Here is a 24,131-nt window from a genome sequence, read left to right on the forward strand (position 1 = left end):
ACAAATTCTTCTTATTTGCATACTTTTGCAACATGTTATCCTTTTTTAAATCAAAACCTCTTTTAAAAGATCTGCTGTCTGATCCTTACGTTGATATTCACTCACATCTGTTACCCGGAATTGACGATGGCGCGAAAACCATAACCGATACCATAAAGCTTGTCCGTGCGTTTCAGGAAATGGGAGTTTCACAATTTACCACCACTCCGCATATCAATCATTATGTATGGAATAATTCGGCTCAGATTATTACCACAAAACAGCAAGAAACTAAGCTTTTATTGGAAGAAAACCACATTCAAATTCCTTTTCAGGCTGCTGCAGAATATTTTATCGATGATTGGTTTGAAAATCATTTTAAAAACGAAAAACTTCTCACTTTAAAAGACAATTATGTACTGGTAGAGCTCTCCTATCAAAACGCTCCTATTCACTTGTATAAAACTCTTTTTGAACTACAGGTCGCAGGATATATTCCGGTTCTGGCACATCCGGAACGTTATGTATACTATCGAAAAGATTTTAATGAATATGAGAAACTGAAGAAAGTAGGATGTTTATTTCAATTAAATTTATTGGCTGTCGTAGGGTATTATGGAGAGCATATTTGTAAAACTGCTGAAGAACTTCTTAGAAAAGGAATGTATGATTTCACCGGAACTGATGTCCATCACATGAATCACATCAGAGCTTTTGACCAGAAAATAAAAAACGGCAATATTGTTAACTTAAAAGAAGTCATTGCCAACAATCAGTTTTTTAAATTCTAGAGCATACTAATAGGCGTTTTCTTCTCCATTTACGATGTTGATGATCGTTTTTATAATGATTTTAATATCCAGCATCAGGCTCCAGTTCTCGATATACCAAATGTCATATTCCACTCTGTTTTCCATATCGACTAACTCTTTGGTTTCGCCACGATAGCCATTGACCTGTGCCCAGCCAGTAATTCCGGGTTTGGCATACTGACGCACTAAGTAATTATTAATCAAATCGCTGTATTCTTTAGCGAGATTCACCATATGAGGTCTCGGCCCTACGACCGACATATCTCCTAAGAAAACATTGAAAAACTGTGGCAGCTCATCAATACTTGTTTTGCGAATAAAAGAACCAAATTTTGTAACACGGCTATCTCCTTTCTCAGCTTGTTTTTTATGGGCCAAACGATTAACACGCATACTCCTGAATTTATAACACATAAACGACCGGTTGTCGCGCCCCGATCTTTCCTGCTTGAAAAACACAGGTCCCGGCGATTCAATTTTAATGATCAGCATAATAACAGGAAAGAGCCACGGAAATACCAGCAAGATTACGGAAAGTGAAAAAACAACATCAAAAACTTTTTTTATCAGTCGGTTCACAGCAAACTCCAAAGGCTCCGTTCGGAACATCAAAACCGGTGTGTTTTCATAAAACGTCACTTCTACCTTACTGGACTTTGTATACTGCTGAAAATCGGGAATAAACTTAATACGCACCATGTTTTGCTCACAAATCTGTGTCAATTTATTAATAACCTCAATTTGATCAATATGCAGTGCCACGTACATTTCGTCGACCTTTCTTCCGACTACAAATTTATGAATGGCACTAAAATCGCCTAACACTGAAGTAGCATCAATAATTGAGTGACTTCTGCTCTCATCAAAAAAACCTAAAAATTTATAACCGTACGTCAGATCTTTTGCGAGTATCTTACGCATTCTTTCTCCTGCCTCGTTTGCTCCTACAATAATAAATGTTTTAAAATTATACCCACGACTTCTGATGTACTTTAAAAGTTTCATGGACAAATAGCGGGAGATCATCAGTAATCCAAAAAAAATCAAATAAAAAGAAAGCAGTCTGAGTCTTGAGATCTCATTGTATTTGAGATACACCACAAAAATGGAAATCAAAGCAGCGTGAATCACTAACTTCTTAACAGTTCTGACCAATATTGATTCGATAGGTTCTACTCTTACGCTTCTATTGGAATCATTTTGAAACAATAAGGCTACCCAAATTAAAATTGCCAGCAATGAAACTGTACGTTCTTCTTTTAATAAAAGCTTGTCTAAACTGCCAAATCTTGTCAGTGCAGAAAGTACTGTTGCCAGATTTAACAACACAACATCAACGCAAACAAATAAAAGCTTGAAATAGCGCGAAAAACGATAATGCGACAGTTTCTGTAAAATTTCCATATCGGGGATATATACTTACTCTAAGCGAAATAAAAACTGATTAAAAATCAGTTAAAAAATTAATAGTGCAAAATAGTATTTTAATTATATTTTTCAGCATTATTTAAAATCTATCTTTAAAAGTTTACTTTTATATTATGCAAATTTAATATTGCAGACCATGATTAAGACTTTTTTACTCTTTTGCCTGACTGTCTCTTTTGCTAATGCTCAAGTTTTAAGCTGTACCGACCCGCTTTCTAAAAATTACAATACCGCTGCGACAGTTAACGACGGAAGCTGCAACTATAAAAAAATCCACCTCAGCCCCCTATATTCTAAACTCCTGAGCGATTCGATTAAAGAAACCTCTGGATTGATTGCTTTCGATAATTTACTCTGGACGCACAATGACGATCATGACACCACAATTTACGGATTGGATTCAGTGGGTAAAATTCGAAAAAAAGTTGTTCTGAAACAGGTTATCAATCACGACTGGGAAGAGATTTCACAAGACAGTTCTTTTATATACCTTGGAGATTTCGGGAACAACTACTTCGGTAACAGAACCGATCTGAACATTCTAAAAATAGAGAAAAAATCGTTCTTGGAAGGAAATCCTGCAATTGAAAAAATTTCCTTTCAATACGCCGACCAAACTGATTTTTCTGCAAAAAAACCAAACACTGCTAATTTTGACTGCGAAGCATTCATCGTGTCCAAAGACAGCATTTATTTATTTACCAAACAATGGAAAACATCTAAAACCAACATTTACGTTTTGTCTAACCAAGCGGGTTCTCACGTTGCACGACTAAAACACACCTTAAACACAAAAGGCCTGGTGACCGGCGCGACTTATTTAGCGTCTAAAAAAACAATTGTTCTTTGTGGGTACTCTAAACTTGGCAAACCCTTTTTGTATCTTTTGTACGATTTCAAAAACACTGATTTTCTGTCGGGAAATAAACGAAGGATTAAACTGAAGCTACCCTTCCATCAAATAGAAGGAATTGCAACTCATGACGGTCTGCATTATTATTTAACCAATGAATCCCTCATTCGAAAACCGATCCTTTATGTACCCCAGCAGCTTCATTATTTCGATTTGAGTTCTCTACTAAGTTTCTACCTTCATAATTAATTCACAAATAATATCTCTTTCAGTTTCACAATCAATGAAAATTGAAACGATTGCTTCTCTGTTTAATGCGGGCAACCGAAACATTTTGCATAAGAATCAAATTGATAGGTTAATAAAACTTCATAAACACCCCCTGTCCTTCCAATATTAGAGGTATTCATATCATAAGAAACACCTAATTTCAAATTTTCGTACTGTAGTCCTGTAAAAAAATTTATCGAAGTCAGTAATTGATTCCCAATATCGTTTTTTGACGGGTTAGTAGTTACTGTTGCTCCAAAATATATATTTTCGAATAGGACTGATGTACCTATATCAAATCGATTATAACGCCCTTGTTGCATATAGTTTGATGTAACAAGCATCTTGGCTTCATACGGCAAAAATACGACATCGACATAATCCGCCAATAGAAATTTGTAACCTGAGCTTAAAGAAAAGAAAGAATCTAAACGTGCATTTCCGTTTGTTGTAAAAGATATATCGGGTCTGTTAAGATGTTTCATAGACAAACTAATCCATAGACTTTCGGTATTGAAAACCATTCCCGCTGATACATCAAAGAAATTGATTTTATCATTTTTTAGTATTGGATCAATTGAAGTGGGGTTAATTGTACCTGTTTTTATGTTTATCTGATCTTCAAGCAATAGATTTTGAAAACCGAATGACTTTACCCCAAAACCTACTTCAATTGCCGGTCGAAAAACCCAGGTATCATTATACTCTACTTTATAGGCATAGTTCCCATTAATTTGTGTATAACTATAATGGTTTACATTCTGTCTTTGATTTAAAACACTCAATCCATAACCGCTGTTCATATTTTCATTCCAAGTATTAATAAAGGCATAATCGGTATCCATTTTTAGATCTAAATCCGGCCATTGTTCTCTATGAATAATACCTGCGTAAGTAGTTTCTCTAAACCCACTGAAACCGGGATTAAGTGTTTCCGGAATTAAGAAATACTGTGTAAAAATGGGATCCTGAGCTCTTGTTTCTGAAAAAAAACAACATGCCAGGATTATGATAAAAAGATTTAATTTCATACAGTACTTTATTTAATTAGTGTAAATGCTCCTTTTTCGGTTACCGTATGATTGTAAAAAGTTTTTCCGGTGAGCATAAAATAATAATTCCCGCTCTGAGCATCCACATCTTTTATCTTCCCGTTCCATCCACTAATATTTTTTCCTGTTTCAGTATAGACAACACCTCCCCAGTTATCAAAAATAATCAGACTAATATCCTCTAAGCCAGTAAATACGGGTGTAAATATATCATTGTAACCGTCATTGTTTGGAGTAAAGGAATTCGGCATCATTATACTATATCCTTTTGTGATGATCAATGTGGATGTATATTTGTACTGACATCCAAAAGAATAAGTAACTGTCTGTGTAACAGCATGCGTCCCTTCTCTTGTATAAATGTGTTTTGGATTTACTTCATTAGAAAAATTACCATCCCCAAACTCCCAAGATGTATTTATAAAATCTCCCGTAGCTAAATTTGTGAATAAAATTGGGTCATAAACAGAATATGTATCATAAACATCTTTAGTATATGAACCAGTAGTATAATTGGCTATACCCAAAACAGTTTTTTTAACATTGTAAGGAATAGTAGCTGTACAACCAAAACTGTCAGTCACACTAAACGTAATCAGTCCTTCTTTATTTGTATTCATTATTTCATTGTTATCTCCTGTGACAATTCCATCAGACCAACTTAATCTATATGGAGGAACCCCTCCTTTTACATGTCCGATATAGGTTTGATTTATATACTTGGTTTCGCAATTAAGATCTGTTTTAACTTCGATAGTAGGTGTTAGCTCTTCAAATCGGGTAATTTTCCACTCGCCGGATTTTTTACAGCCATTTACATCAGTAACGGTTACCTGATAGGTTCCCGGCGGAATTTTATTTAAATCTTCGGTTTTGGCACCATTGGACCACTCGTATGTAAATGGAGCTTTCCCTCCCGTTACAATTAAATTAATAACGCCTGTATTGGCATCTGCACAATCTAACGGGTTCGAAACATCTGCATTTAGTTTCAATAATGAAGGTTCTGAAATAGTAAAGGTTTCTTTTATTACACATGATTTAGAATCTGTAATTGTCACGCTATATTTTCCCGGTCCAATATTATTCCGTTCTATTCCGGCCGATGGATTATCATCCCAAACTAAAGTAATTGGCGCTTTACCTCCTAAAAGATTTAAGTGGATATAACCATCCTTTGCACCAAAACAGGAAATGTCTTTAATATCCGGTTTTATACTAAAAACAGGGGCATTTTCTATGATCAATGATGATTCTTTTGAACAGCCCAATGAATCTGTAATTGTAATGGTATAAGATCCTGCTGATAAATTATTTTGTGTAAGTCCGGTACCCAAATTACTCCATTTTACACTGTAGGGATCTCCGGTAGTGAAAGGAACTCCTCCTTTTATATTGTCAATACTAACAGAAGCATTTGCAGAATTAAAACACGATATTTCGGATTTAGTGTAATTAAAAACGATTTCTGCATTTTGGGTTAATATGACTTGCAAATGATCTGTACAACCTGATTTATCTGTAACAATCAAATTATAAGTCCCTACAGCTAAATTTTTCAAATTTTGAAGATTACTTGTAAAGCCATTTGGACCTGTCCAGCTATAATTGTAATCAAAGACTCCCGAAGATGTTTCGATAGGTCTTCCTCCAACTGTATTTATTTCGATTTCACCTGTAGAATATCCATAACAAAAAATATTCATTTGTTTGGTCAGATTTACTTTTAATACTGGAGGCTCTTCGATTGTATAAGTTCCTTTAAGTAGGTTACAATTGTTTACTTCTGTAATTATCACATCATATGTTCCAGGTTTGAGATTATCTATATATTCAACAGTTTCTGGATAAGGATTTCCGTTTTTTTTCCACTCATAGGTGTAAGGTTGTGTTCCTCCTTTAACCGATAGCCTGATATTTCCATCATTTAAACCAAAACAGCTTATATCATTTTTAATTGCCGAAAATTGAAATAATTCCGGCTCAGCAACGTTGTAAATCTTTGTGAAGGGGCAATTACCATTGTCAGTTACGTTTAAAACATAGTCACCGGGTTTTAAGCCCGAAATATCTTCATTAGTACTTGTAAAACCATCAGGGCCTGTCCATAGAAATGCATACGGATTTACGTTTATAAAAGGAATACCTGCGTTTACAATCAGATCAATAGAACCGTTATTTGCCCCAAAACAGGTACTTTTTTTTACCGTTTCGATTACTTCTATTAATGGATCGACTGTAACTGTTATTGTAAAATTTGCTCCGGTACAGGCCTTTGACATAGGTGTTACTGTATAAGTCACTGTTGCCGGACTGTCTATATTACTTACTAAAGTCTGACTAATATTGTCTTTTGGCGAGGATTGTGCACTTGCACCACTTACAGATCCGGCAGGAGAAATTATAGGTTCAGACCATACATAAGTAGTCCCTATTGGTACATTCTCTGTTGTGTTGGTGACGGGTGTAACCTGAAAGGTGTTTTTGCTGCATACCTTTACTGTCTTTGAACTTATAATAGGCTTAAGGGTTAAAGCTACCGAAAAAGGAACTGTTTTTGTAGTAGTCCCACAACTGTTGGTTACACTAAATGTAACGGTATAATTACCACTGTTGGCATAATTTACTGCCCCGGGATTAAGTGAGGTAGATGAAGAAGGTGTGGCTCCGGGGAAACTCCAGAGATAGCTGATTTCTGAACCCGGAGAACAATTTTGATCTACAGTCGCAACGGGATTAATAGATATAGAGTTACAGTAATCAGGAATAGGATTCAGCGTAATGACAGGAGGTTTTTTTACTTGTATCATTTCTGTTACAGACTGGAAAATTCCACATGCGTTCCTAGTAGTTAGCTTTACATAGTATGTTCCCGGATTTGCAAAATTAAAAACCGGATTCTTAGACGAAGCATTGGTTCCGTTTACAAAATTCCATGCTGCTGATCCCCCACAAAATTCTTCACTATATCTGATAACTTCCCAATTATAACTTTCAATACTACATCCCTGACTTGCATCTGTATTATTTGTAATAATAACATCTTTTAAAACACATGCATTACTGTAAGTAAATTGAGGTTGCAGTACCGGTTCAACACAAACTGTTTTTGTAACTTCATTACCGGCACCGCAAGGTGTTCTTGCTGTTAATTTAATGGTATAAGTGCCCGGTGTTGAATATATATGTTCTGGACTACCTTCATTTGATATGTTTCCGTCTCCAAAATCCCAGGTGTAAACACCTGCAGCACCGCAATTATTACCATATCCTGCACTAGATTTATTGATAAATATTATAGGTGTATTAGAACATAAGATAGCATTAACGGCAAAGTCTACTTTAGGAACATCTAATATAATAACAGGACCTACTGTAAAAGTACTGCGTCCGCATGTTGTTATTATATTTAAGTTGATCGTATTTCCTAAGGGGCAATTTGCCTTTGTGAATTGATGTAATACAGGAAAGTTTAGAGAAGCCGAAGGGTTCGTAGAATTATATTGTATGGAACTCTCCATGTCTTTTTGACTGTAAGTCTCAATGGTACCGTCCCCAAAATTAATTTCATATTGTGTATCTGATGGATTAGAACCCCATGAAACTATTTCGAATTCCATTGTATCAACCGGAAGACATAAATTAGTAGTATTACCCGGAGTTATAAGAGCTCCCTTTGGACTGGTCGAATTATTGACTATATAGGTAACAGAATTATTACAGCCATTAGCTCCCACTCCGGTAATCACCATCTTATAAGATCCTAATTTTAAATAGGCATGCGTTTTAGGAAAAGTAATATTGTTTTCTAAACTTCCGTCTCCCCAATCCACATCATAGGATTTAATGCATGATACTGAATTAGATATATTGCCAACATTAATAGTGTATTTGGGATTCTGGCTATCTCCACATTTTTCAAAAGATGTTCCTGAGTTATCTAAGTTTATGAATCTTAGATTTGGTTTCTGTTTTACTGTAATCGTTTTTGCAATAGTGCTTGCTTCACCATTGACATCAGTAACAGTCAATTTTATGGTAAAATTTTGAGTCCCGCAACCTAACGCTTCAAAAGTATGAGAGGGATTACTGCTGGTTGAAGTTTTTCCATCTCCAAAATTCCAAGAATATTGAAAAGGACCATTACCGTTAACAGCTGAAATAAATGTAATAAGGGTACCTGAACAAGAGTTGTCATTGGTGAAGCTAAAATCGACGCCGGGAGGTACTGAAAGAGAATTACAATTCCTTTCTGAAAGAGCAGTATTAGTAGCAATACTATTCGTAAAACTATAACCAAAAGAAGTAATAGCTAATGAAAAATATAGCATTAAAAAATAAAGTTTTTTCATTATTTTTTTGATTATTTGATTAGAGAAATATAATTAAGCTCATAATTAGCATTTTATCTTGTCATTAAAAAAACCAAAGCAGCCATTCATAAAATCAAAATTAACAAGAACACCCTTATTTATTTTTTTAGATGCAATAACCGGTCTTTGAGTGTAATAATCGACATCTTTTAAGACATAACTGGATAAATAGAAGTCTTAAAAAAACCGTTGGATGTAAAAGAGTAAAGGGTATTTTTCAACTGAACCAGAATACGGTAATTCCACTTTATTCAATACCAGCGACTAACAATTGTCTATCGTATTTCTAACAAAGAGAATCTATTCAAAAGCTTTGACATTTAAAGTTGCTGCATCTTTTATGTTCGAACACTATTTTTAAGCTATTTTTTTGTTTGATCCAAAAAGGTATCTTTGCACCGTCAAAATTAAATTCCTATTAAAAATTTAGAGATCTAATTAGAGACCTCGTTAAAATTTTTAATAAATAAAAAAGCCTTGTTTTAGGCACTTTTACAACATGAATTACCTATCTGTAGAAAACATATCCAAATCATTTGGCGAAAAAACCTTATTCGAAAACATCTCTTTTGGAATCAATAAAGATCAAAAAATTGCCTTCATCGCAAAAAATGGTTCCGGAAAAACGACCATTATGAGCATTATCAATGGTTTGGACGAACCGGATACAGGGCAGGTCGTTCTGAGAAAAGGCATTCGAATGGCTTTTCTTTCTCAGGACAATAACCTACAGGACGAATTAACTATCGAAGAAAGCATTTTTGCTTCCGATAATGAAACGCTTAAGATTATTGAAGCTTATGAAAAAGCATTAGAGAACCCAAATGACGAAGAAGCTTACCAAAAAGCTTTTGACGGAATGGATCAGCACAATGCCTGGGATTTTGAAACACAATACAAGCAGATTTTATTCAAACTAAAACTGGAGGATTTTAAACTGAAAGTAAAAAATCTTTCAGGAGGACAAAAGAAACGTCTTTCATTGGCGATCATTTTGATCAATCGCCCTGATTTATTGATTCTGGATGAGCCAACCAACCACCTTGATTTAGAAATGATCGAATGGCTGGAAAGTTATTTTGCCAAAGAAAACATTACCCTTTTTATGGTAACGCACGACCGTTTCTTTTTAGAGCGTGTTTGTAACGAAATTATCGAACTTGATAACGGAAAATTATACCAATACAAAGGAAATTACTCTTACTATTTAGAGAAAAAAGAGGAGCGAATTACTTCTGAAAATGCCAGTGTTGACAAGGCCAAAAACTTATTCGTTAAAGAATTGGAATGGATGCGCCGTCAGCCTAAGGCAAGAACTACAAAGTCAAAATCCCGTCAGGATGACTTTTACGTGATCAAAGAAAAGGCACAAAGCCGTCGTAAAGAAAATAAAGTAGAACTTGAAATTAATATGGAACGTATGGGAAGCAAAATTATTGAGCTTCACAAACTTTCTAAAAAATTCAAAGACAAAGTTATACTCGATCATTTTAGTTTTGATTTTCAGCGTGGCGAGAGAATTGGAATTATTGGTAAAAACGGAACCGGAAAATCTACTTTTCTAAACCTTCTTACAGGAACGATCCCACCGGACAGTGGACGAGTTGTAAAAGGCGACACCATCAAAATTGGTTATTACACGCAAAGCGGAATCAATCCGAAACCGGGACAAAGAGTTATCGATATTATTAAAGAATACGGAGAATATATTCCGTTAGCCAAAGGCAAAATTATATCGGCTTCACAATTATTGGAGCGTTTTCTTTTTGACGCCAAAAAACAATATGATTACGTTGACAAATTAAGTGGTGGAGAATTAAAACGTTTGTATTTATGTACGGTTCTGATTCAGAATCCTAACTTTTTAATTTTAGATGAGCCTACAAACGATTTAGATATTGTAACGCTAAACGTTTTAGAAAGTTTCCTTTTAGATTATCCGGGATGTTTACTGGTAGTTTCGCACGACCGTTATTTCATGGATAAAATTGTCGATCATTTATTTGTTTTCAGAGGACAGGGCGAAATCGAAAATTTCCCCGGAAACTACTCTGATTTCAGAGCCTACGAAGACAGTGCCGATGTGGCTCAGAAAGAAGAGAACAAGGCCGAAAAGAAAGACTGGAAGCAAAACAATCCAACCGGAAATCTAAGTTTCAACGAGCAGAAAGAATATCAGAAACTGGAAAGAGAAATCAAAGATTTAGAAATCGAAAAGACTAAAATCGAACAATTATTCTCTGACGGAAAAGTTGCCGATGCTGATATCGAGAAAAAGGCAAACGAATTACAAAACATCATCAACAAAATAGATCAGAAAGAAGAACGTTGGTTCGAGCTTTCAGCTAAGATTGAGGGATAGTTATTTTAGTTTTCAGTCTCGGTTTTCAGTCTCAGTTCGTAGTTACAGGTTGCAGTCTCGGTTTTCAATCACAGGTGTCGTTTTTGTTTGAAAGATGTTTTTTTTGTAAGAATAATTTTAATATATTTATTGTCTTTATGTAAAAAATTACAACTACATTATGGACTTTAAAGAACTATTAGCATATCAAAAATCATTTGAACTGGCGATGCAAATATTTGATCTTTCAAAAACATTTCCTAAAGAGGAAAAATATTCTCTGACCGATCAAATTAGACGTTCTTCAAGGAGTGTTTCGGCTAATATTGCTGAATCATACCGAAAAAGAAGATATGTAAATCATTTTATAAGTAAATTGACTGACAGTGATGCTGAGAATTCGGAAACTAACGTCTGGCTGGAGTTTTCACTTAGATGCGATTACATTAATCAAAAAACTTTTAACGAACTTAACGTCAAAACTAGAGAAATTGGAAAGCTCATTAATTACATGATAAAAAATCCTGAGAAATTTGGGTGCTCGATTTAGTTTGCAGTTTACAGTCGCAGTCAACAGTTGCAACTGAATAATGAAAACTGTGACTGAACATTATGACTGTAAACTGAGTCTGAACACCGAGACTGAATACTGTGACTGAATACTGTGACTGCGAACCAATTCATTATATTTATACCCTTAAAAAAACACCACAATGAAAAAATTATTAGCTTCACTATTTGCCGTAATGCTTTTTATTTCTTGTTCAAAAGATGAAAAAGAAAAGGATTACACCGCTCAAAACGAAAAAGAAATTACGGATTATATTGCAAAAAATAAACTAACTGCACAAAGAACCAGCACAGGACTTTACTACGTTATTGATGTTCCGGGAACAGGAATTCAGCCAACGGCAAAATCTAATGTAACTGTAGCTTACAGAGGCTCTTTTACCAATGGAACGGTATTCGATCAAAGTAATTCAGATGGAATTTCGTTCTATTTAGATGAAGTGGTAAAAGGATGGACAGAAGGCATTCCTTATTTTAAAACCGGTGGAAGTGGGATTCTTCTTGTTCCTTCGCATTTGGGCTATGGCAGCAAAGGAAATAATAAAATCCCCGGAGGCTCAGTACTTATTTTTGATGTTAAATTAATCAAGGTAAACAAATAAGCTTCAATTAACAAAATGATTCTACAAAGATCAATTAAGGGCTTTAATTTAGAATCAAATACTCAAACAAATACACAGAGATTCGCAAAAAAAGCGAGCTGCAGAAATTTTTTTTGCGAATCTTTGCATTTCTCTGTGAATCTCTGCGAAACAAAAAAATGCTACATACAATAAAATCATATCTCAAATTTCTTTGGAACTCTAAAAACGAGCATGCTGTTCATTCTCCGTTTGTATTCCATCTATTGACGAAATGTTTTTACGACAGGAAACCAAAACCGGAATATTTAATTCTAAAAAAATATCGAAAATCACTTTTAGAAAATAAAAACTTCATTGAAGTAACCGATTTTGGAGCGGGTTCAAAAATTTTTAAATCCAACAACAGGCAAATCTCAAAAATTGCTTCAACAGCCGGAATCTCTCCAAAACGAGCTGAATTGTTATTTCGCGTAACCAATTATTTTCAGCCTAAGAATGTTTTAGAAATTGGAACATCATTAGGTTTGGCAACTGCAGCTTTGGCTTTAGGGAATCCAAAAGCAAAAGTTATTACATTAGAAGGTTGTCCAAATACAGCAAATGTTGCCCAAAATCAATTTACGGAATTTGATTGTTTGAATGTAAATTCAATTGTAACAGAATTTGAAAACTATCTTCAGGATATTCAACGGAGACTGAATACGGAGGCTCAAAACTTCGATTTAATCTATTTCGACGGTAATCATTCTAAAAAAGCAACTCTGGAATATTTTGAGCTTTTATTACCAACAATCAATAATGATTCGGTTTGGATCTTTGACGACATTCATTGGTCAGAAGAAATGGAAGAAGCCTGGGGAATCATCCAAAATCATCCAAAAGTAAAAGTCACTATAGACACTTTTCAATGGGGATTTGTATTTTTTAGATACGAACAGGAAAAAGAACATTTTGTGATTCGCGTTTGACAAATTTCAGTATACAATTTTTATTACATTTGTTACTATACGAAGTTTATATGAATGCAATCAAAATTGATACCCCTTTAGAATACTCTATAGCCGTAACTGAATTCCTTTCAGACAATCCAAATGCCAATTGTGTTATTATTGCTTCTGCCACAGGAGTCAAGCAAAATTATTATCAGAATTTTTCAAAGTTTTTATCTAAAAACAATTACTCTGTTTTTACTTTTGACTATGGCGGAATTGGCGATTCTAAACTTCAACCTCTTTCTAAGTTTTCTACAACAGCTTCAAATTGGGCACAAAACGACTTTGAAAGTGTAGTTAAATATGTCAAAAATAAAACTCCAAACAGCAAATTATTCATCATAACACATAGTATTGGCGGTCAGCTTATTGGCTTAGTTCCTTCGAATAATTTATTTGACGGCGTTATAATGGTGGCATCACAATCCGGAAGCTGGATACACTGGAAAGGATTTGACCGATTAAAAATGCAGTTTTTGTGGTATGCAATTATACCGTCTCTTACTAAAATCTTCAATTACCTCCCTTCCAGTCACTTCACCCGAATGGAAGATCTACCAAAAGGAATGGCGATTGAATGGGCCAAATGGTGCAAGAAACCCAACTACCATTTTGACTGCATCGAAAATGCAAAAGAACATTACGATAAAATAAACTGCAGCATTAAATCCTATAGTATCGACAACGATTTTTATGCCACTGTATCGGCAATTGATTGGATTGCTTCCAAATTTAAAAAATCTGAAGTAAGCAGAATTCATTTAAAAGCAGAAGAATTTGGCGTAAAAGACATAGGTCATTTCGGTTTTTTCAGAAGTCAGTTTAAAGATACGATCTGGCCTATTTTTTTAGAAGATTTAAAAAGATTTCAATCTCAATAATTTACAAAATAGTAGATAAAAAAAATGGCAACCATTTCTGGCTGCCATCTTTTTACTAATTCAAAATTTTAAAACTTACTTCTTAGCCGCTGCCGTTTCTTCAGACTTCGCCCCCATTCTGTTTAAAGTATACATTGGCGCAAATTTTAATTTCAAACCGGCAATTTTACGATTGTCTTCGCCTGTTAAGCCTTCTTTTTCTACTGTATTTTTTCGGCTGTCAAGTGCTTCATACATCAATTTAATTTCGTCCCAGTCTTCACGGGAGTAACTGTCTTTATTTTTTTCTACCGTATGCACAAACTGTTGGTAGACACTATGAATGTTTTTAGCATTCACCCAGGCAAAACTCATATCTTCTCCAATTTTTCCTTCACCAAATAAAGCATTACGCAATTGCTGTTTTGGACTTGGGGCCGGAGGAGCAAGAATAGTCACCATATTATTTCTAAATTCTTCGTATTTGATCTTACTCGTATTTATTTTCTCTGTCGCGGCATTATTTTCTTTAATATCAGCAAGTGCCAGTTGAGCATTCGTAGCTCTTTTTTCATACTCGGCTTCAACCGCTTTCCAATCAGCCTTTAAATCATCAGCCTTAACATTTTTAACAGAATCGACATAGGCAACATAAGAATCGATTGTTTTTTCGGCCTGTTCTTGTTTTTCATCTTTACAGGATACAAAACCTAATGCGATTACCGCAATTCCGGATAATAATGATATATTTTTCATAATCTTAGTTGTTTTAGTTACTATCTTAACAAATCTACCTAAAACCTAACCTAAAAAATTACACAATTATCATCTTTTAAACCTTAAAAACATATTAAAACTATAAAATACAAAATTCGATGTTAATTATGTAAAATTTACCAAAAACAACATAACGCTCTTCTGTCGAAAAAAGATATGTTTTTTGATTATTTTCAGATGAATAAAAACAAAAGACAATTTGTAACAAAAACCAAATCTCGACTACTCATACTTTTATTGAAAAGTCTTTTGTACATTTAAATCCAAAATTGTAAATCGAAATGGCAAATCCATTAATTAAAATAACCAACATCAAACGAGATTTCGTTCTGGGTAATGAAATTGTTTATGTTTTAAAAGGAATCGACCTGCAAATCAACAAAGGAGAATATGTGGCTTTAATGGGCCCATCCGGATCCGGAAAATCAACTTTAATGAATTTACTGGGTTGTTTGGATACGCCAACTTCCGGACAATACGTATTGAATGGAAAAGATGTCAGTCAAATGCGTGATGATGAACTGGCTGAAATTCGAAACAAAGAAATTGGTTTTGTATTTCAGACCTTCAATCTGCTGCCTAGAACTACAGCCTTAGACAATGTTGCCTTGCCTATGATTTATGCCGGTTACTCCAAAACAGAACGTGTTAAAAGAGCCGAAGAAGTTTTAAAGCAGGTAAATCTTGCCGACCGAATGGACCATCAGCCCAACCAGCTATCAGGAGGACAGCGTCAGCGTGTTGCCATTGCACGAGCTTTGGTCAATAAACCCTCTATTATTCTTGCCGATGAGCCAACCGGAAACTTAGACAGTAAAACTTCTGTGGAGATCATGAAACTCTTTGGCGACATTCACGAACAGGGAAACACCGTAATTCTGGTAACACACGAGGAAGACATTGCAGCCTATGCACATCGTGTAATACGCTTAAGAGACGGATTAATCGAAAGTGACACCCAAAAAGAAGTTAAATCGTTTAGTTGATTAACCGTTTAATCGCAAAGAAAAGCCTTTGAACCTTTGCACCTTAGAATCTTAGCACCTCAAAAAAAAAATGAAAGTATATACAAAAACAGGAGACAAAGGAACTACTGCTCTGTTTGGCGGTGACCGTGTTCCCAAAGACCATATCCGAATTGACAGTTACGGTACTGTAGACGAACTAAACTCTTATATAGGGCTTATTCGTGATCAGGAAATGGATGCACATTATAAAACTATTTTAATTGAAATTCAGGATCGTCTGTTTACCGTTGGTGCCATTTTGGCTACTCCGGCAGAAAAAGAGGTTCTTAAAAATGGGGAACTTCGTCTAAAAAACCTTGGAATTATCGATACCGATATCGAATTATTAGAGAATGAAATTGATCAAATGGAAGAAAGTCTTCCACAAATGACTCATTTTGTTTTACCTGGAGGACATCCTACTGTGTCACATTGTCATATAGCACGTTGTATTTGTCGTCGCGCCGAGCGTTTGGCAGTACATTTAAGCCATAATGAAGCTGTTCCTGAAATCGCAATTCGATACTTAAACCGACTTTCTGACTACCTTTTTGTCTTGGCACGGAAGTTGTCCTCAGATTTAAACGCGGAGGAAGTGAAATGGATTCCCAGAAAGTAAACAGTTTACAGTCGCAGTCACAGTATTCCATTGAAAAGCGAATTACTAAAAAAAGTAATTCAATCACAGTTTTCAGCTCTCAGTACTCACTGTCAACTGTGACCGGAAACTGATAACTAACAAAGACGTTCTTAAATTTTATTAAAATAAATCAAATTTTACTTGTCTTTTTCAGTAAAAAATTTATTTTTGCACAAAACTAAACAGATAACAGATGTATTGGACATTAGAATTAGCATCTTATTTAAGTGATGCGCCATGGCCTGCTAACAAAGATGAACTTATTGACTACGCTATTAGAGCTGGTGCTCCATTAGAAGTGGTAGAAAACCTTCAGTCGATTGAAGACGAAGGCGAGATATATGAATCAATGGAAGAAATTTGGCCTGATTATCCAACAGACGAAGATTATCTTTGGAATGAGGATGAATATTAAAAAATAAACCAAAGGAAAAAGTCTCATCACCGAGGCTTTTTTTTTGGTTCAAATACACATTTACATAAAATAGAAATACAATAAATCATGAGTTTCATAAACAGTATTATTAAAGTCTTTGTAGGTGATAAATCACAGAAAGATGTCAAAGCTTTACAGCCTTACTTAAACAAAATTAAAACATTCGAAACCAGCCTAATGAGCTTGTCTCACGACGAATTAAGGGCCAGAACTGTATTTTTTAAGGAAAGAATAAAAGAAGCCAGAGCTGATAAAGATGCTAAAATTGCTTCGCTTAAAGCAGAAGTAGAAAACATCGAAGACATCGACAAAAGAGAAGATCTTTATGATGCGATTGATACTCTTGAAAAAGAAGCTTACGAAATCTCAGAAAAAATTTTATTGGAAATCCTTCCTGAAGCTTTCTCTGTAGTAAAAGAAACTGCAAGACGTTTCAAAGAAAATTCTCATATTGAAGTTACCTCAACTGCAAAAGACCGCGAATTTTCGGCAACAAAACCATACGTTGTTATAGATGGCGAAAAATCTGTCTGGGCTAACAAATGGAATGCTGCCGGAAAAGACATCACCTGGGATATGATTCACTACGATGTTCAGTTAATTGGCGGTATGGTGTTGCACGAAGGTAAAGTTGCCGAGATGCAAACAGGGGAAGGTAAAACTTTAGTTGCTACACTTCCATTATACTTAAATGCCTTGACCGGGAACGGAGTTCACTTAGTAACCGTGAATGATTACCTTGCCAAACGTGATAGTACATGGAAAGCACCTTTATTTGAATTCCATGGTTTAACTGTTGATTGTATCGATAATCACCAGCCAAGTACGGAACAAAGAAAGAAAGCATACGACGCCGATATCACTTACGGAACCAATAACGAATTTGGTTTTGACTATTTAAGAGATAACATGGCACATTCGCCAAGCGATTTAGTACAAAGAAAACACAACTATGCTATTGTCGATGAGGTCGATTCTGTATTGATTGATGACGCCAGAACACCACTTATTATTTCAGGACCGGTACCTCAGGGAGACCGTCATGAATTTAATGAGCTGAAACCAAAAATCGAAAACTTAGTAGCACAACAACGTCAGTTGGCAAACGGTTTCTTAGCAGAAGCAAAAAAATTAATCAAAGAAGGAAATACTAAAGAAGGTGGATTCTTATTGTTAAGAGCTTACAGAAGTTTACCTAAAAATAAAGCATTAATTAAATTTTTGAGTGAAGAAGGAATCAAACAATTGCTTCAAAAAACCGAAAATCAATACATGCAGGACAACAATCGCGAAATGCATAAAGTGGATGAAGCTTTGTATTTTGTAATTGAAGAAAAAAACAATCAGGTTGAATTGACAGATAATGGTATCCAATATCTTTCAGGAGATACTGATCCTGACTTTTTCGTACTTCCGGATATCGGAACTGAAATTGCCGCTATCGAAAAGCAAAAACTAGACAAAGATGGTGAAGCAGAAGCGAAAGAAAGATTATTCCAGGATTTTGGAGTAAAAAGCGAGCGTATTCATACTCTAACTCAACTTTTAAAAGCCTACGCTCTTTTCGAGAAAGATGTAGAATATGTGATCATGGACAACAAAATTATGATTGTCGATGAGCAAACTGGCCGTATCATGGATGGCCGTCGTTATTCTGACGGTTTACACCAGGCGATCGAAGCTAAAGAAAATGTAAAAATCGAAGCTGCTACACAAACTTTTGCAACTGTTACATTACAGAATTATTTCAGAATGTACAGTAAATTAGGTGGTATGACCGGTACAGCTGTTACAGAAGCTGGCGAGTTATGGCAGATTTACAAATTAGACGTTGTTGAAATTCCAACCAACCGTCCGATTGCGAGACAAGATAAAGAAGACTATATCTACAAAACAACACGTGAAAAATTCAATGCTGTAATTGAAGACGTAACTGAATTATCAAATGCAGGAAGACCTGTTCTTATTGGAACAACTTCTGTAGAGATTTCAGAGTTATTAAGCCGTATGTTGAAAATGAGAGGCGTTACACATAACGTTTTGAATGCTAAAATGCACAAACAAGAGGCACAAATTGTAGAAGAAGCAGGAAAAGCCGGAGTAGTAACGATTGCAACCAACATGGCTGGTCGTGGTACCGATATTAAATTAACTCCAGAGGTAAAAGCTGCCGGAGGTTTAGCCATCGTGGGTACAGAGCGTCATGACTCTCGTCGTGTAGACAGACAGTTACGTGGTCGTGCAGGACGTCAGGGAGATCCGGGAAGTTCTCAGTTTTATGTTTCACTTGAAGACAACTTAATGCGTTTATTTGGTTCTGAAAGAGTAGCCAAAGTGATGGACAGAATGGGACTTCAGGAAGGCGAAGTAATTCAGCATTCTATGATGACGAAATCTATCGAGCGTGCACAGAAAAAAGTAGAAGAAAATAACTTTGGTGTTCGTAAACGTTTATTAGAATATGATGACGTAATGAACTCTCAACGTGAAGTAGTATACAAACGTCGTCGTCATGCTTTGTTTGGTGAGCGTTTGAAACTGGATATCGCAAACATGCTTTACGATACTTGTGAGCTAATCGTAAGTCAAAATAAAGCAGCTAATGATTTCAAAACTTTCGAATTTGATCTGATCCGTTATTTCTCTATCACTTCTCCAATTTCTGAAGCTGATTTTACGAAATTATCAGACATCGAAATTACAGGAAAAATATACAAAGAGACTTTGACTTTCTATACTGAAAAAACAGAAAGAAGCGCCAGAGAAGCTTTCCCAATCATTAAAGGAGTTTACGAAGAGCCAAACAATCATTTTGAGCGTATCGTAGTTCCATTTACAGACGGTATCAAAACACTGAATGTGGTAACCGACTTGAAAAAAGCATACGACAGCGAAGGAGCTCAGTTAATTGCCGATTTCGAGAAAAACATTACTCTTTCTATCGTTGATGAGGCCTGGAAAAAACATTTACGCAAAATGGACGAATTGAAACAATCAGTTCAATTGGCCGTTCACGAGCAAAAAGATCCATTGCTTATTTACAAATTAGAAGCTTTCAATTTGTTCAGAGGAATGTTAGACAACGTTAACAGAGAAGTTATTTCATTCTTGTTCAAAGGGGATTTACCGGCTCAAAACGTTCCTGAAATTCACGAAGCTAAAGAAGTACGTCAAAAAGAAAACTTCAAATTAAGCAAAGACGAAATCGTAAACAGCGAGGAAATCAACCGTGAAGCCGGAGAAACACAACAGCGTCAGGTTACAGAAACGATTGTAAGAGATATGCCAAAAATCAATCGTAATGATACCGTAACTGTTCAGGAAGTTGCAACCGGCAAAACAGAAACAATGAAATTTAAAAAAGCGGAATCTTTAGTAGCCTCAGGCGAATGGGTTATCGTTAAATAATAAAGACTTTTAATTAAGCTAACCCGACAGGTTTCAAAAAACCTGTCGGGTTTATCTTTTTAAATCATCCGATTTACGAAAACAATTATCAAATCCGACAGGTTTTAAAAACGTGTCGGATTTATTTTTTTGAAAAAAAAACAGCATTTGTTCGTTCAAAAAACGATTATAGTGTATTTTTGCATTCGAAACAACGAAATCTACTCTTGAAGAAGTTATTTACCATATTTCTTTCCTGTATGCTCCTAGTGCCCTCATTCGGCAGTTTTGTTGTTTATACCTCTTTCAAATTAAATCAGGACGAGATCGTAAAAACGATTTGTGTGCAGCGTAAATTAATTTTTAACACCTGTAACGGTCGATGCGAACTTCAGAAAAGTTTAAAAAAATACGCTGACAACGAAAAGAAAATGCAAAACAACCTGAAAGAAAAATCAGAGATCGTTTACATTCAAAATACAACCACAGCCGATTTTAAATTAGTAGCACCTATAGAATCTAAAGTAAAAATTTATGCTTCTTTAGACGAAAAACCTATTTCGGTTTCTATTACTACTTTTCATCCTCCCTCCTATTTTATATAATTTTTTATGACTATTCGTGACTAATACCAAGCTGGTAAAATTAGCCACAGATTAGAATGATTTCCACAGATTTCTTTATTAATTGTGTATAAAATCTATGTAAATCTGCAAAATCAGTGGCGAAAAAGTACCCTTGGTGTGCATTGAGGACAGTCATATAATTTTTTAAATCCCGTTTCATTATCAATTGAAATGATTTTTTATTGTACCTAAAAAACAATAAAAAATGTGCTTGCTCGCACCCAAAAATTTAAAATTACAATTATATAAAATTCTTAAAATGAAAAATACTTTATACAAAGCCCTTGCTATTGTAGCACTATCTATATCTTTATTTTCCTGTTCAAACGAAGACAATAACGAAACTGTTTCAGGAAATGGAAACATCACTTTAAAATTCGACAATGCTTATGGTGCAAACGATCTTATTTTAAACACACAGGGTAATATAACTTCAAACAACGAAGTACTAAAAATCAACCTTGTGAAGTATATCGTGAGCAATGTTGTTTTCACAAAAGCAGACGGAACGACTTTTACCTATCCCAAAAGCAAAAGCTACTTTATTGCTGACGAATCTACCACTGCCGGTCAGCAATTTAAACTAACAGATGTTCCCGCAGGTGATTATGTGAAAGTAAAATTCGGAATCGGAGTTGACGAAGCGCAATGGAAACTGGGTGCTGCGGGTCAGGGAGATTTTCTTGCACAGGCAGACGCTGCCGGTATGATGTGGTCATGGGCTGCCGGATATAAATTTCTTGCTTTCGAAGGTACTTTTACCTCATCGACTGTTACAACTGCTACGCCATTTATGATCCATACCGGAAAAACAGGAACAGATTACAACTATACTGAAGTAACTGTCGATTTTCCAACAAAAGCTTTGGTTCGTTCTAACATTACTCCTGCTGTTCATATTATAACAGATCTTTCTAAAATAATTGACGGTCAGAACAAAATCAAACTTTCCGATAATAATATGGGTGGTATGGGTGCCATGATTATGGGTGGCGCAAAACTGCCATTAATCACTCAAAACATTTCAACAATGTTTAGAATTGACCACGTACACAACGATTAATTTATTTTTTAAGAAGTACAAACCTTTAGGCAAAACCTAAACAATCCACTATACCGTATCTTTTGTGTCCGCTAAAATGGACACAAGAGTATATTGGTAACGGAAAAAAACACAGATACTTCTGCAAATCAAAGAGTAATCCCGGTAATTTTTAGTTTGTTCTACTTTGTGCTAACTCACGCAGGTAGTAATAAAAAATGCTCTTTACTCTTTTTACACCCAAAATATCATGCTGAAAATAAAATACTTTCTTTGGCTATTGATTCCACTAATATGGAGCTGTTCGAATGAAGAGGAAGAATATGTAAATATTCCTTTAGAATTTAAAGTCCCTTCTAATTTCCCCGCTTTAGCGTACAATATTGCTCAGAATCCTCCAACAGTAAAAGGATTTGAACTGGGCAAAAAACTATTCTATGACGGACGTTTAGCGTCAGACGGAGTTGTTTCCTGTGGCTTTTGTCACATACAGGCTAATGCCTTCACTCATCACGGACACACGGTTAGTCATGGTGTAAACGATGCTCAGGGAACACGAAATACACCACCAATTCAAAATCTGGCTTACCAGTCTGTGTTTATGTACGATGGTTCTGCGGATCATTTAGACCTGCAGCCTATAATTCCGTTGACGAGTATTATAGAAATGAATGGGAATCTGAATGCTATTCTAAAAATGATGAAAGCCGACAAAGAATACCAAAAATTATTTGGACAGGCTTTTACTGACAAAGAAATCTCAACCGAAAACATGCTGAAAGCGCTTTCGCAGTTTATGGTTATGGTTACTTCTTCTAATTCAAAATTTGACAAATACAGACGTAAGGAGGCCGGCGGAACTTTAACTGCAGACGAATTGGCAGGATATGATTTGTTCCAATCAAAATGTGCTTCCTGCCATGCTACTGATTTACAAACCGACAATTCGTTTCGAAACAATGGTCTGGCTGTGAACCCAATGGTGAATGATGTCGGAAGATACAAAGTCACCGAACTGGCGAGCGATTACTACAAATTTAAAGTGCCCAGTTTACGGAATGTAGAAGTCTCCGGACCTTATATGCACGACGGGCGATTCGGAACTCTGGAAGGTGTTCTGGATCACTATGCAAGAGGAATAGAATCCTCACCAACTCTGGATCCGATATTAAAACAAAACGGAAAATTTGGAATCACACTTTCCGAAACCGATAAAAAGCAAATCATAGCCTTCCTGAAAACATTAACCGATACAAGCTATTTAACTGACAAACGTTTTTCGGAATTTTAAAAAACAATTTATTATAAAAACTTATAAAATGACAAAACTTAAAAACATAACCTTAATTCTTATTTCTTTAATAGCTCTTAGCGCATGCTCTAGTGACGATGCACAGGCACCTGATGTTAGTGGAAATACACAAATCACTTTTGATTCAAAAATAGGAACCACAGATTTTGCCCTAAACACACCATTTACCATTGCCGGACAATCTTACAAATTTGAACGTTTACGTTATTGGGTAAGTGATATGAAATTGGTAAGCGATCAAAACAAAACCTATTCGTTAGCAAATTCTTTCTTTTTGATGGAAGAAACAAATGAAATTTTAATTCAGGAAAAATACAAATATGCAGCGGCCAAAAGAGAAACGATAGACTTAGCAAATGTACCGTCGGGTTCCTATACAAAACTTATTTTCTCTGTTGGTGTTGACGCAACTCATAATGATAATATGAGTATTCAGAATGGTGAATTATCTCAACTTAACGGAATGACGAATGTTTCATGGATGTGGCATACAAGTTATATTTTCTCTAGTTTGATTGGTAAAAATGTAACACCAACTACACCCGTAGCCATTTCTGTAGAAACAGGCCTGAATACAAATTACAAAACAGTAGAAATTACTTTACCAACTGCTTTAGTAGTAAGCGCAAGCAAAACAGCTAAATTGAACTTAAATGTTGATGTTGAGAAAATTGTTAAGGACATTGATTTAGTTACCAATCCAAAAGTGTCTGCCAATAAGCCTGAATTAATGGCTAAAGCAGCCGATAATTACAAAAACAATGTTTTTACATTTAAAAGCATCGAATAA

19 protein-coding genes are annotated in these 24,131 nt (G+C 35.3%); 15 read left to right on the top strand and 4 right to left on the bottom strand.

Annotated features, from left to right (window positions below; translation table 11 throughout):
* Positions 1–32: 32 nt before the first annotated feature.
* Entirely contained in the window at positions 33–770 is a 738-nt protein-coding gene (locus LNQ34_RS02675; protein WP_229998586.1) for a tyrosine-protein phosphatase, read from the top strand.
* A 6-nt stretch (positions 771–776) separates the two neighbouring features.
* On the opposite strand, the gene LNQ34_RS02680 is transcribed toward LNQ34_RS02675, so the two are convergent.
* On the bottom strand, positions 777–2,195 hold the full coding sequence (locus LNQ34_RS02680; protein ID WP_202700877.1) for an undecaprenyl-phosphate glucose phosphotransferase: 1,419 nt from the start codon (positions 2,193–2,195) through the stop codon (positions 777–779).
* A 160-nt stretch (positions 2,196–2,355) separates the two neighbouring features.
* On the opposite strand from LNQ34_RS02680, the gene LNQ34_RS02685 reads away from it, so the two are divergent.
* The gene (locus tag LNQ34_RS02685) at positions 2,356–3,321 is read left to right on the top strand and encodes a T9SS C-terminal target domain-containing protein (protein WP_229998587.1); all 966 of its coding nucleotides are present in this window, start codon (positions 2,356–2,358) and stop codon (positions 3,319–3,321) included.
* Between the two features lie 62 nt (positions 3,322–3,383).
* Here LNQ34_RS02685 and LNQ34_RS02690 read toward each other — a convergent pair whose 3' ends face one another.
* Both LNQ34_RS02690 and LNQ34_RS02695 read right to left on the bottom strand, forming a co-directional pair.
* Positions 3,384–4,373 (bottom strand): PorP/SprF family type IX secretion system membrane protein, encoded by a 990-nt coding sequence (locus LNQ34_RS02690; protein ID WP_202700879.1) that lies wholly within the window; start codon positions 4,371–4,373, stop codon positions 3,384–3,386.
* A gap of 8 nt (positions 4,374–4,381) precedes the next feature.
* On the bottom strand, positions 4,382–8,746 hold the full coding sequence (locus tag LNQ34_RS02695; RefSeq protein WP_229998588.1) for a PKD domain-containing protein: 4,365 nt from the start codon (positions 8,744–8,746) through the stop codon (positions 4,382–4,384).
* Between the two features lie 520 nt (positions 8,747–9,266).
* Here LNQ34_RS02695 and LNQ34_RS02700 point away from each other — a divergent pair.
* The 5 genes from LNQ34_RS02700 to LNQ34_RS02720 all read left to right on the top strand — a co-directional run bounded on the left by LNQ34_RS02700 (position 9,267) and on the right by LNQ34_RS02720 (position 14,135).
* On the top strand, positions 9,267–11,129 hold the full coding sequence (locus LNQ34_RS02700; protein WP_017495162.1) for an ABC-F family ATP-binding cassette domain-containing protein: 1,863 nt from the start codon (positions 9,267–9,269) through the stop codon (positions 11,127–11,129).
* Positions 11,130–11,289: 160 nt separating this feature from the next.
* Complete coding sequence (locus LNQ34_RS02705) at positions 11,290–11,658, top strand: four helix bundle protein (RefSeq protein WP_229998589.1); 369 nt, start codon at positions 11,290–11,292, stop codon at positions 11,656–11,658.
* 163 nt (positions 11,659–11,821) lie between these two features.
* Positions 11,822–12,280: an FKBP-type peptidyl-prolyl cis-trans isomerase gene (locus LNQ34_RS02710; RefSeq protein WP_229998590.1), complete on the top strand. Its 459-nt coding sequence runs from the start codon at positions 11,822–11,824 to the stop codon at positions 12,278–12,280.
* A gap of 158 nt (positions 12,281–12,438) precedes the next feature.
* Positions 12,439–13,230 carry a class I SAM-dependent methyltransferase gene (locus tag LNQ34_RS02715; protein WP_229998591.1) on the top strand — a complete coding sequence of 264 codons (792 nt, stop codon included), beginning with the start codon at positions 12,439–12,441 and terminating at the stop codon, positions 13,228–13,230.
* Positions 13,231–13,280: 50 nt separating this feature from the next.
* Positions 13,281–14,135 carry an alpha/beta hydrolase family protein gene (locus tag LNQ34_RS02720; RefSeq protein WP_229998592.1) on the top strand — a complete coding sequence of 285 codons (855 nt, stop codon included), beginning with the start codon at positions 13,281–13,283 and terminating at the stop codon, positions 14,133–14,135.
* A gap of 75 nt (positions 14,136–14,210) precedes the next feature.
* Here LNQ34_RS02720 and LNQ34_RS02725 read toward each other — a convergent pair whose 3' ends face one another.
* Positions 14,211–14,870: a DUF6565 domain-containing protein gene (locus LNQ34_RS02725; protein ID WP_229998593.1), complete on the bottom strand. Its 660-nt coding sequence runs from the start codon at positions 14,868–14,870 to the stop codon at positions 14,211–14,213.
* Positions 14,871–15,172: 302 nt separating this feature from the next.
* On the opposite strand from LNQ34_RS02725, the gene LNQ34_RS02730 reads away from it, so the two are divergent.
* The 8 genes from LNQ34_RS02730 (at position 15,173) to LNQ34_RS02765 (ending at position 24,131) form a co-directional block, all read left to right on the top strand.
* Positions 15,173–15,877, top strand: a complete 705-nt coding sequence (locus LNQ34_RS02730) for an ABC transporter ATP-binding protein (RefSeq protein WP_017495157.1) — start codon at positions 15,173–15,175, stop codon at positions 15,875–15,877.
* 70 nt (positions 15,878–15,947) lie between these two features.
* Positions 15,948–16,517, top strand: coding sequence for a cob(I)yrinic acid a,c-diamide adenosyltransferase (locus LNQ34_RS02735; protein WP_089076597.1), 570 nt, complete (start codon positions 15,948–15,950; stop codon positions 16,515–16,517).
* Positions 16,518–16,731: 214 nt separating this feature from the next.
* Positions 16,732–16,953 carry a DUF2795 domain-containing protein gene (locus LNQ34_RS02740; RefSeq protein ID WP_007138072.1) on the top strand — a complete coding sequence of 74 codons (222 nt, stop codon included), beginning with the start codon at positions 16,732–16,734 and terminating at the stop codon, positions 16,951–16,953.
* An 87-nt stretch (positions 16,954–17,040) separates the two neighbouring features.
* The gene (secA, locus tag LNQ34_RS02745; protein WP_229998594.1) at positions 17,041–20,382 is read left to right on the top strand and encodes a preprotein translocase subunit SecA; all 3,342 of its coding nucleotides are present in this window, start codon (positions 17,041–17,043) and stop codon (positions 20,380–20,382) included.
* A gap of 239 nt (positions 20,383–20,621) precedes the next feature.
* On the top strand, positions 20,622–20,966 hold the full coding sequence (locus LNQ34_RS02750) for a hypothetical protein (RefSeq protein WP_229998595.1): 345 nt from the start codon (positions 20,622–20,624) through the stop codon (positions 20,964–20,966).
* A gap of 280 nt (positions 20,967–21,246) precedes the next feature.
* Entirely contained in the window at positions 21,247–22,050 is an 804-nt protein-coding gene (locus tag LNQ34_RS02755) for an MbnP family protein (RefSeq protein ID WP_229998596.1), read from the top strand.
* 229 nt (positions 22,051–22,279) lie between these two features.
* Positions 22,280–23,320: a cytochrome-c peroxidase gene (locus LNQ34_RS02760; protein WP_202701152.1), complete on the top strand. Its 1,041-nt coding sequence runs from the start codon at positions 22,280–22,282 to the stop codon at positions 23,318–23,320.
* A 28-nt stretch (positions 23,321–23,348) separates the two neighbouring features.
* On the top strand, positions 23,349–24,131 hold the full coding sequence (locus tag LNQ34_RS02765) for an MbnP family protein (RefSeq protein WP_202701150.1): 783 nt from the start codon (positions 23,349–23,351) through the stop codon (positions 24,129–24,131).

The organism is Flavobacterium lipolyticum (assembly GCF_020905335.1).
In the GTDB taxonomy this organism is placed as follows: domain Bacteria; phylum Bacteroidota; class Bacteroidia; order Flavobacteriales; family Flavobacteriaceae; genus Flavobacterium; species Flavobacterium lipolyticum.